The 10,557-nt window shown below is 42.8% G+C and carries 8 protein-coding genes; 2 read left to right on the top strand and 6 right to left on the bottom strand.

Translation table 11 applies throughout. The features are described 5' to 3' along the window. Nucleotides 1–2,734, bottom strand: a 2,734-nt coding sequence (locus ASN18_RS01535) for a metallophosphoesterase (RefSeq protein WP_157072775.1), incomplete at its 3' end; no start/stop codon positions are given. 266 nt (nucleotides 2,735–3,000) lie between these two features. On the opposite strand from ASN18_RS01535, the gene ASN18_RS01530 reads away from it, so the two are divergent. Then, nucleotides 3,001–3,408 carry a hypothetical protein gene (locus ASN18_RS01530; RefSeq protein WP_085050843.1) on the top strand — a complete coding sequence of 136 codons (408 nt, stop codon included), beginning with the start codon at nucleotides 3,001–3,003 and terminating at the stop codon, nucleotides 3,406–3,408. 82 nt (nucleotides 3,409–3,490) lie between these two features. Here the strand turns inward: ASN18_RS01530 and pseI are convergent, their stop codons facing one another. The 5 genes from pseI to pseG are packed head-to-tail and all read right to left on the bottom strand — an operon-like array spanning nucleotide 3,491 to nucleotide 8,111. Further along, the gene (pseI, locus tag ASN18_RS01525; protein WP_085050842.1) at nucleotides 3,491–4,534 is read right to left on the bottom strand and encodes a pseudaminic acid synthase; all 1,044 of its coding nucleotides are present in this window, start codon (nucleotides 4,532–4,534) and stop codon (nucleotides 3,491–3,493) included. Continuing rightward, the gene (locus tag ASN18_RS01520; RefSeq protein ID WP_085050841.1) at nucleotides 4,521–5,204 is read right to left on the bottom strand and encodes an HAD family hydrolase; all 684 of its coding nucleotides are present in this window, start codon (nucleotides 5,202–5,204) and stop codon (nucleotides 4,521–4,523) included. The genes pseI and ASN18_RS01520 overlap by 14 nt, the downstream gene beginning before the upstream one ends. Then, nucleotides 5,201–6,178: an ATP-grasp domain-containing protein gene (locus tag ASN18_RS01515; protein ID WP_236861423.1), complete on the bottom strand. Its 978-nt coding sequence runs from the start codon at nucleotides 6,176–6,178 to the stop codon at nucleotides 5,201–5,203. Before ASN18_RS01515 ends, ASN18_RS01520 begins: the two co-directional genes overlap by 4 nt. Beyond that, the gene (locus ASN18_RS01510) at nucleotides 6,175–7,125 is read right to left on the bottom strand and encodes an NAD-dependent epimerase/dehydratase family protein (protein ID WP_085050840.1); all 951 of its coding nucleotides are present in this window, start codon (nucleotides 7,123–7,125) and stop codon (nucleotides 6,175–6,177) included. Before ASN18_RS01510 ends, ASN18_RS01515 begins: the two co-directional genes overlap by 4 nt. After that, nucleotides 7,122–8,111 (bottom strand): UDP-2,4-diacetamido-2,4,6-trideoxy-beta-L-altropyranose hydrolase, encoded by a 990-nt coding sequence (pseG, locus tag ASN18_RS01505; RefSeq protein WP_085050839.1) that lies wholly within the window; start codon nucleotides 8,109–8,111, stop codon nucleotides 7,122–7,124. Before pseG ends, ASN18_RS01510 begins: the two co-directional genes overlap by 4 nt. 218 nt (nucleotides 8,112–8,329) lie before the next feature. Here pseG and ASN18_RS01500 point away from each other — a divergent pair, with 218 nt between their 5' ends. Next, complete coding sequence (locus tag ASN18_RS01500; protein WP_157072774.1) at nucleotides 8,330–10,216, top strand: methyl-accepting chemotaxis protein; 1,887 nt, start codon at nucleotides 8,330–8,332, stop codon at nucleotides 10,214–10,216. The last annotated feature ends 341 nt before the right edge of the window (nucleotides 10,217–10,557 follow it).

The following is a 10,557-nucleotide window of genomic DNA, read 5'->3' as shown; positions in this document are numbered from 1 at the left end:
GAGGCAGCGCGGTGTTGTAAGAATTCAAAGCGTCCTCGTTTCTTGATTCTCTGAAATGAATGTCGCCCATACGATAAATGCAGTTAGCCTGGCCTACAATATCCCCAACCCGTTTGAAAAGAGGCAGCGCGGTGTTGTAAGAAATCAAAGCGTCCTTGTTTCTTGATTCTCTGAAATGAATGTCGCCCATACGATAAATGCAGTTGGCCTGGCCTAAAATATCCCCAACCTGTGTGAAAAGAGGCAGCGCAGTGTTGTAAGAAGCCAAAGCGTCACTGTTTCTATATTCTCTGAAAAGAATGTCACCCATACGATAAATGCAGTTAGCCTCGCCTACAATATCCCCAACATTGTTTGATAATTTCCTTGCTTTTTCTAAAGAAGACATAACCTCTTTCGTTATTCCAACAAATCCTAAAAAATCAGTTAAGTTAAAAAGTATTTTCAAAAGAACATCTTGCTCAGATTTTGAAATCAGGTAGTCTATTACCCTGAACATATCTGGACGTTCTTTAATCAGCTCTTTAATCGCTCTCTTGCCCTTTCCATGAGATGTATTATTATATTCAATCGATTTATTGACACATAAATTTATCCATCGTTCAACGATACCTATGTCTATTTTATTTTCACCGATCATCTTCTTAAATATCCCGTATGCATAGGTTCGTATTGGGGCAAGCATTGAGTACGTGCTCCCATCAGCAGTTAATATCAGAGATTTTGACACAAGCGCCTGAAAATTCTGCGGTCTGAGCGCTGGAAGGATTCTTTGAGCGTCAGCTTTATTAAGCCCTGCGGGAAATAATGAACAGATAAGAAATAATGATTCTTCATTAAAGTCCCTGATTTTAGAATAAGAAAGTAAATAACTCTTGGCAATGCTTTGGTCTTTACTGGTATCTTCAACATTTATTCCATATCTACATAAAATATCGAGGTTTTGGTTTCTTAATTCCTCCGTTAAACTATCAACCTCTAAAGCAAGGTTAGGAGCAGCCAGCACTATCGCTAACGGAACATCTCCTAACTCATTAAGAAGGCTCTGTAAATCTCCTCTATTTAAATAATTTGTCAAATTAAGCTCATCTGCCAATTTTTTAAGAAGTTTTTCTGAGTCGACTCTGGCTAAAGTGTTTACAGAGATAACTGTTTCTATCCCTGCCAGGCCCAGCATCTCTCTGGTTGTGACAAGCAGCTTAATTCTGCACGTTTGTCCTAATAATTGTTCAAGAAACCTTTGTACATTACTCCTGTCGACAAGAGGGTCTTCGAAATTATCTAAAATCAAAAGACAGTCTTTATCTTGTAAGTAACTAAGCAAAGTTTCCTCTCTGGCGTCCTGTATGTGTGCAACTGCAGCGTTAATTGTTGCAATAAGACCGTCTAATGCCTCAACTCCTTGAAATGAACAGAAATAAACACCGTCTTTGAAATCTGTTGTCACCTTCTCTTTCATGGCCAAAGCGATAGTTGTCTTACCGATTCCCGGTGCTCCTAATAGTGTAATCAACCGCCTTTTTGGGTCTTTCAGTAAAGTAGTTGTCTTATTTATTACCTCATCTCGCCCAACTAAGGAAGATAGAGCTTTAGGATAAGATATACAAGGTTGAGGTGCTTTAGTCATAGATACTTTGTTTTTTTTCTTTAATGGGTTAGCATTATAGCTTTTTATATCAAAGAAACCTGACTCCACAAAATCATTATCTTCTTTGAGAATAAAGGAATTATCAACTCCTATTTGATAACTACCATCAATCTTTTTAACTAATTTTCTTGGCCACCACTGAATAATGCCTTTTTCATCTCCAACGATTATTTTACCAGCGCTGTAACCATGAATTCTTTTAGTCTCCCCGTCTTCAACCCCAAACCATGATACACCCTGAAATTCCCATCTTAAGCCACCTTTCCCAACAGAGTAAATGATACTTCTTGACTTGTGAACATGTCCAAATAAATGGGCATGAAATCTACCAGTCGGGGCTATATCAGATTTAAAAGATTTATGGACTTCTGTCTGTTTATCAGCTCCAGATAACCACTCTGGCGGATGATGTGTTATTAACATATTAATATGATTCTCATTACACCACGAACTAACACTACCATCACAAACACGGTAAATCTGATTAACATCTACAGCAGTATTGTGTTTGTTAGCCTCATCCGACGGATGTAAAAAAGCAGAATTCAACCCTATAAATCCAAACCGATACCCGTTCTTTTCCATAGTTGCAGAAAAATCACCTGGAATTATTCCCTCTTTAATATCACTAGGAAATGGCAATCCAGATGTTTTAAGGAATTTAGTATAATTTGAAAATCTTTCTTCTACAAATCGCATAGCTTTACTTTTTGGCTCAGAGAAAAATACTTTTCTTATTTCATCATTCAAAAACCAGTTTGCTAAAATATTAGAGTCTTCACTATAGCGCCTCTCCAAATCGTGATTTCCTGGTACACATAAAAACTTAACATTTCGTGAACCAAGGTTTTTCAGCTTCTCAAAAAGCTCTTGTAACCTATTATAAACTCCTTCGAACTCTTCGTTTCTTCCGCTTTGAGTTAAATCGCCTGAGATGATGACAGCATCGAATGGGCCTATATTATCATAAAGCACCTCTAAATCATTATAAAATATATCCTCGACCTGCGGCCACAAAGGCTTTTTTACTTTGTGGCTATAGTGCAAATCAGATAAGTGTATCCAGTTAAATTCAGTTGATTCCATAACCTTCTTAACCTCATTCGTAAATAATTAGTACAGTGTATTGGCTAACTCTAATTATACCATTAAATGGAAAGAACATCTTAGGTTTGCCTTTCCCTTCCATCTCTTCAATCTATCACAATTAATATTTCATTGTCAATAGCCAGTTACACAATAACAATGCTTGGGAGAAGTAGATTGTTGTCAAAATATAAGTAGGGGATAACAATACTGACACTGAGCAATTAATCCGCATTGAGAAACGACTAATAGTTATTGAAGATGATTTGAATTGTACAAAGGCCAGTTTGGGCAAAGCAGATACACGGCTTGACTCATATTTTGGCGGCTTGATTGCGATATTTATTGCAACAGTAACTATTGCAGTAGCTATTACCATGTGGGACAGACACTCAATGTTGGAAAAACTTGAAGATAAAGTCAAGGAAGTCACAAAATTGACAGAAGGTAAAGTCAGGGAAGTCACAGAATTGGCAAATGATATTGACAAAAGAGCACAAAATATTGAAAAAAACGCACAAAATATTGAAAAATATAAAAATGATGTTGTAAATCTGCGAGATGATCTGCGAAATAATATAGAAATATATAAGCAACAGATATCAGATATTGAAAAAAATGTAAAAGAGTTAGGACGTGGTTCCTCAGATTTAGTCCATGATACACAGTCGTAACTTGTTAAAGTTTAGTCATAGTGATTTATATCGGCGATTAATCCAACGAAAATTTAAATCTTTCCCACCGCCTTAATCAACATTAGTCAGCAATCATATCCCAGCTTAGAGGCGTCCCTTTTTCTATTGCAGCCTTTGCCTTTTTCCCCACTATGTCAGTTAAATAGCGTGGGTGCAGGCCAAAGCCCGGCCGTATTGATTTTACATTTGCCTCAGTAAAAGGCTCATGCGCCTGAATTGACTTCACAGCAAAAAGTGAGCGGGCGTGTTCTCTGCTTTTTCCCACTCTTTCAGATATAGTATAATCAGCCCTGCCAAGCGCTCTCTCCGCATCCCTCACAGCCTTCACCATTGCCGCAAACTCCGCCGGGTCAAGCGAAAATGCCGCATCCGGGCCGCCCAATGCCTTATCCAATATAAAATGTTTTTCTATAATCGAGGCCCCAAGCGCCGTTGCCGCAACTGCTGCCAAATGCCCTGTCGTATGGTCTGAAAGCCCCACCGGTACGCCAAATCGCTCTGCCAGATACGGCATCGCCCTAAGATTCAACTCCTCAAACGGCGTAGGATAGACAGAGGCGCACTTCAAAATAGCTATTTCAGTGTTACCGGTCTCTCTGATTGCCGCAACTGCCTCCTCTATGTCAGGCAATTCGGCAATACCGGTTGAAAGTATTATGGGTTTGCCCTTTGATGCGGCATAGCGAATCAGGGGAATGTCTGTAATCTCAAAAGATGCGATTTTATATGCCGGTACGTCCATCGTCTGCAGATAATCAATCGCGGTCTTGTCAAACGGGGAGGAAAAACATATGAGGCCAAGCGCTTCAGCCGCACGCCTTAGGCGTGGATACCAATCCCACGGTGTAGCCGCCTCGGTGTAAAGCTGGTACAGGGTCTTTCCATCCCATATAGTGCCCTGGTTTATTTGAAAATACTCGCGCGCAGACTCCAGGGTTATCGTATCAGGCCGATAGGTCTGGAGTTTGACGGCGTCAGCCCCTGCCTCTCTCATCGCATGAATAGTATCAAGGGCAATAGAAAAATCCTGCCCGTGATTAGCCGACAGCTCCGCAATTATAAAGACCGGCTCACCGGGGCCTATTTTTCTGTCATTTATTTTCATGCGCTGCACCAAAATATTCAGATAAGCTGCTGATAATTGTCTGCGCGGCGTAACCCTGTCCTTCAGGTGTGGGTTTATGAATACCGGAGCTGCGAATAATCTGTATAGTCTTCATGCCCAGGGCATTGGGCGCGAGAAAATCCTTTGACGGGTCATCACCCACATACACGGTTTCCTTTGCATTGATGTTGAGGATATTGAGCGCCATCTTAAACGGCACAGGGGAGGGTTTCCAGTACTCAGCACCAATAGCGTCCGTATATATTATTACATCGAAAAGTCCGGCTATCCCCAGGGCCGTGACCTTGTTCTGCTGAACAATTGCCATGCCGTTGGTTATCAGTCCAGTTTTTACGCCTGTGAGCCGCAGCTGCTCGATGACCGGTACGACATCCTCATAGGCACGAATCACAGGTCTGTGTGTGCGGTAAATATATATGAGAAGTCTGACCATATCATCATAGAATATATTGAGCGTTTCAAGCAGTTTATCGAACACCTTCCCGCGCCCAAATGTCTTGAATATTGCAATCGCTTTATCATAGACCATGTCCTCTTTTAAGTCATAGTGGCCGCTTAAAAACCCCGCCGCTGCCCTGAATCCGCTTTCGACATAGTCCATTTCCCTGTAGAGTGTATCATCAAGGTCAAAGAGTGCCGCTGCTATCAATGTATGTCCTGTGGGTCGTCTATATATATATCTTGTGTATATCTGAGCATGTAGAGGCCGTCTTTGAATTGTCCAATCACTGGCGCTAACTGTTCGCCCTTTAAGAGCTTAATAAGAAATCGCGGTGTATCTGCCCCCGCAGCTATCCCCAATGATGCGCCACCGCCATAACGCGGGTTTATCTCTATGAACTTTACCTCGCCGTCATCCAAAAAACACTGAATTGTATTATGCCCTATCAGCCCCAGTGTCCTTGAAAACCTTGCCGCTGCGTCAATAAGTACGGGGTTGTTGACCGTCTTACCAATAAACGACTCACCGCCAAACACCCCAAGCCGCAGGCGCGGGACGACAGAAATAACCTGCCCTGCAAAATCGGTAAACACATCTATCGTATACTCATCAGCACGCACATACTCGGCAACGATTGCCTCCGGCTCAGACTTTAGCAAATACCTAAGGGTGTCTTCATTGTCTGCACGCGCGGTCTTAGCACTTCCTTTCCCAAAGCGCGGCTTTACAAAGACCGGGTAACTTATGCAGTCTGCAATCACCCCATCAGGGGAGATGTTGTAACAGCGTGGGATTCCAATTCCATGAAACAGACAATAATTTACGAACAGCCTCTTGTCCTGGCAGATGGTAATTGTCTCAGGGGGCGCAACCATTACTGTTGTTCCAATGGAGCAAAACTTGTCCTTAGCGGCTGCAAACACAGGGAGTTCTTCGTCTCTTGTCGGCACTATCAGCTTTATCTTGTTAGCCTTACATATCTTAATCAGTGCAGCAATGAATTTTGGGTCATCATCCCGCGGGACAATGAAATGACCGTCTGCTGCATAAAGCGCCGCTGAGAGCGGGTTAATGTCGGCGGCAGTGACCTTTCCATCAACGCATTCTTTTACGAGGGCATCTTTAAAACATTTTACAAGGGTTACCTTTCTTGATGCGCTTGTGATTAGTATATTTATCATGTGGCAGCCTGTGATGATTCACGTTCATATTCAAAAATATGCCTTATGCCATCCGAAAGGGTTGTTGGGGGCTGCCACTTTGTGAGATTTTTCAGAAGCCCGATGTCTGCCGTGCTGTTTTCGTAGACTTCAGTCCTGCCGTGGTCGATAATTTTTATATTAGTAAACGAGGAAAGCGTATTTATGACATCTCCGACGCTGTGGCTTTGGCCTGAGCCAAGATTTACAACCCCAGCCACCCCTTCTGCCAGAGCAAGTCTGAAAAGCCCCTCTGCCACATCGCGGGCATAGATGTAGTCAAACCGGTTGTCCTTGTTATATACATCAAGCTGGTCGTTACTCAGGGCAGAACGTATCCACCTTGATATAACATCTCTGGAGCCTTTGCCATAGACGCGGTATATCCTTGCCGAGACGGTTCTTAAGTCCGGTCTGAGATATTCCTTAATGAAACCAAGCTCTTTCTCTGTGTAATATTTTGAGGCGCCGGTGACATTGCGAGGACTAACGGCTGAGTCCTCTTTGAGGTAAACCGGGTCATGCCGCAGTGAATCCGACATATAAAGCGCTGGGGAGTATATGAGATACGACGAGGCAAAGATAAATACGCGCAGACTATCAAGACTGCTCGCTGCGTCCACCATGCGGTGGCTTAACATGGTGTTGTCTTTCCAGTTGACGCCCCAGAACTCTGGCGATTCCTTTGAGCGCTCAAATGCTGCGGCAAGATGAAAAAAAATCTCCGGCCTAAAGTCATTTATCTCGTCTATGGAGTCAGTTGCAAGGTCTTTTACTATGTGTGTGGTATTAAAATCTGTCGGCAGCGGGTTTTTATCTATCGACAGGACGCTCCCCTCTGCCTCATGCAAAATACTCAGGAGTTCCCTGCCTATTACCCCGGCCCCTCCTGTTACAACGCAGCGTGTGCCTTTAAAATCAGTGTTCATGTTCGAGCCCTCATAGCCTCAAATACCCTGTCTCGCCCGTGACCATCGACAAGTCTTTGTGCAAGTGCAGACATTTCCTTTCGCAGTTTCATATTCGCAGATAATTTTAACAGATTCCCCCTGATTTCGTCTTCTGTGGCGGTCTTAAACCATCCGCAGTCAATAAATAATCCCAGCCTGTTTAACCCCTCAACTAAGTAGTCCTCAATGGGGGCAATCCTGCCCACAACACTTGGGATGCCCATAAAGGCAAGTTCCCACACGGTAGTGCCCCCTGACGTGATGGCAACGTCCTGTGAGGCCATGACGCCTGCCATGTCGTTTACACTTTGGAGGATTGTTACGGGGGCAGCGGTCTTTACGGTTTTTATTGATTCAATATTAGGATTTCCCGCACCCACCACTACGGTTATCTTTATATCTCTCAGGGTTTTAATAGAATTTAAGACCTTTTGAGTGAAATTATCCCTGTCTGCCCCGCCAAGTGTTATAAGGACGTTAATGCACTTGTCTGTGATGATTTTTTTGATTCTGCTAAACTCACGTCGGAGAAGTATATACTCAGGCCCAAGCAGGAGTCTCGCACCGTCTTCGTGGTTGTATCTAAGGCTGTGGGCGTGCAGGTTCTGGTTTAAGATGATGTCGCCGTGATAGAAGTCAAGCCCTGCCATGTCATCGATGATGATGAGTTTAAAGCCAGCGTCTTTCATGGATTTATGCAGCCGGCTGTCAAATGCAACACCATCGGCAACTGCCCATGAGTTTTTATGTGGCGGCAGGACGGAGTCAGATTTGTCTTTCAGAAGCAGGACATCAAATCCCTCCTCCGATGCTGAAAGCCTTGCTATAAGCCCTGGCGATTCGCAGTAGGTAACAAATGTGACACGCCAGCCACAGTCCTTAAACGCCTGCCCAAGTGCCAGAGAGCGCATAAGATGCCCTGTGCCGATTTCAGGATACGCATCTGCCCGAATTACAATATTCATAATCTATATACGTTATCACGACCGGCTCAATAGTGGCAATTCCACCAATCAATAATTCATTTAAATCAAAAATGCTTGATATTTAAGTAATATAAATGGTATCATCGTGTGGGTTGGACTAAGGAGCGGCGATGGAGGAGGCACATTAAGGTGATCGCCAATTTTTTGAACAGAGGGGGTTGTAACTGAAAGTTTGTACATCTATAAATATAGTGATTGTGGTTTTGATTGCTTGCGCACTGACAAGCGGATTCTTAGTACACAAGAACCTGATGGCCATGATGGACGACGGGAAAACCGTTAATTTCTCTGGAAAGATAAGAGGCGGCTCCCAAAGGCTCATAAAATTTGAACTTATTAAAAAATATGAAGAGGCAGATAAATTAATAGATACAATAGAGAAAATAATAAAAGGTATCATCAATGGAGACACCTCATTAGGAATACAAAAGGCAACCGATGAGCTGTTGATTTCAGAAATGAATAAGGTAGAGTTGGCCTGGAAAAATCTGAGGCAAACTATAACAGACACAAGGGTTAATCCTTCCCGTGGCAGCCAATTAATTAAAGAAAGTGAGGATTTTTTCAAATTAACGGAAGACGCTACTGCGGCAGCGGCGAAACTCTCCGCGAATCATGTACAGAATGTTAACTTTATCTTAATATTATCTGTATGTTTCAATATCATGGTGCTTGCCTTAGTGTGGGTTTTGTCCAGAAAGAAGATTCTTAACCCAATAAAACATCTGTCGGGACGGGTTGCAGGCATTATCAATAAAGACCTCCGCCTTACTATCACCTGTGGTAGAAATGATGAAATATGCGGATTAGCAAATGATATGAACAAGCTGATAGATTTTTTCAACGATGTCATCAAAAACTCCATTACCTCAATAAACAACGTTGTAAACACAATGGATATAGTCAGAGAAAAAACAGACCGCGCAACTGATGGGGCAAAGGAACAGCTTTCTCAGACTATGCTCATGGCATCTGCCTCAACGAAAATGAGTCAAACCATAACCGACATAGCAGGCAGCGCATCGCAGGCAGCTGAGACATCCTTCAATTCAATGAAAGTAGCAGATAAAGGAAAAGCAATAGCCATCAGCGCAATGGACACCGTAAGCGTTGTAAATTCTACAACCTCTGAACTGGCTGCCCTCATAGGAACATTAAACAATCGTGTAAACGAAATAGGCGATATTCTCAGCGTCATAAACGACATAGCCGACCAGACAAACCTTCTTGCATTAAACGCAGCGATTGAGGCAGCAAGGGCAGGAGAACAGGGCAGAGGCTTTGCAGTCGTAGCAGATGAGGTAAGAAAACTTGCAGAGAAGACCAAGATAGCAACAATGGAGATTTCTGATAAGATCACAGCCGTTCAGTCTGGATCGCAAGTCACAGCAAAATCTATGGGAATTGCCTCGGACGAGGTAGGCAAAACTACAGAGTTGATGAGTCAGGTCAGCGATGTATTAAACGAAATAGCAATAGCCGCCGTAGAGGTGCGTGACCAGATTGCAAACATAGCCTCCGCCATTGAAGAACAGGCGGCCACTGCGAATGAAGTTGCTCAAAATGTAGAAAAAACCGCAGTTATATCTCAGGAAATGGAGAGGGAATCGACTGAAGTTATGAAAGAAGTCAACAAGATGATTGTCTCTGCCGAAGAAGTCCGCAAGACTACAAGCGGATTTAAAACCAAAGATAGTGATATGTTAATCCTTGATTTGACGATGACAGACCATCGGATGTGGGTAAATAAGATATTGTTTTGCATAAAAGGCGGAGGCTCTATCGATCCAAAAACACTCTTAGATCATACGGCGTGTCGTCTGGGGCAGTGGTATTATACGGATGGAAAAGAACTCTGTGGGCATATGAGCAGCTTTAGCGCTATGGAGCTTCCCCATAAAAGACTCCATGCCCTGGGCAAAGAGATAGTGTCTGTTTATAACACCGGCAACGAGCAGCGTGCTAAAGAAATGTTTGAAGAGCTTGAGAAACTCTCTAAAGAAGTTATCGCAGCCTTAAAAGAAACAAAAGAAAACCTTGCAGGGCGTTTAGGCTCTAACAACCCTAAAGCCCTGTCACACTAAACAGGGCGTATCAATTTTGCGCGTTTACCCTGGATACCAGGGCAATTGCATTAGCAACTTGCAACAGTAACTTCCTCTCCTGGATTCCCGCTTTCCAGACTGTGTCATTATATAAAACCAGCCCCCCCTTTTTTTTTGAGGGGGCGATAGTCGTAGAGCTGGGCAGCGGGGATATTTTTAAAATATTGAATAATAATATTATGATATAATTTAATAAAGTATTATATTTATGTAAAATAAATATAAATACTAACTGTCAATGGCCATCCAAATATGTACCATTTCTGGTCATTGAAAAATGTACCAGTCTGGGACCCTCCAAAGGGGTTAGTAATCCGTTT

It is taken from the genome of Candidatus Magnetominusculus xianensis (assembly GCA_001541255.1).
GTDB lineage: Bacteria > Nitrospirota > Thermodesulfovibrionia > Thermodesulfovibrionales > Magnetobacteriaceae > Magnetominusculus > Magnetominusculus xianensis.
This window is presented reverse-complemented; position numbering and strand designations above follow the sequence as displayed.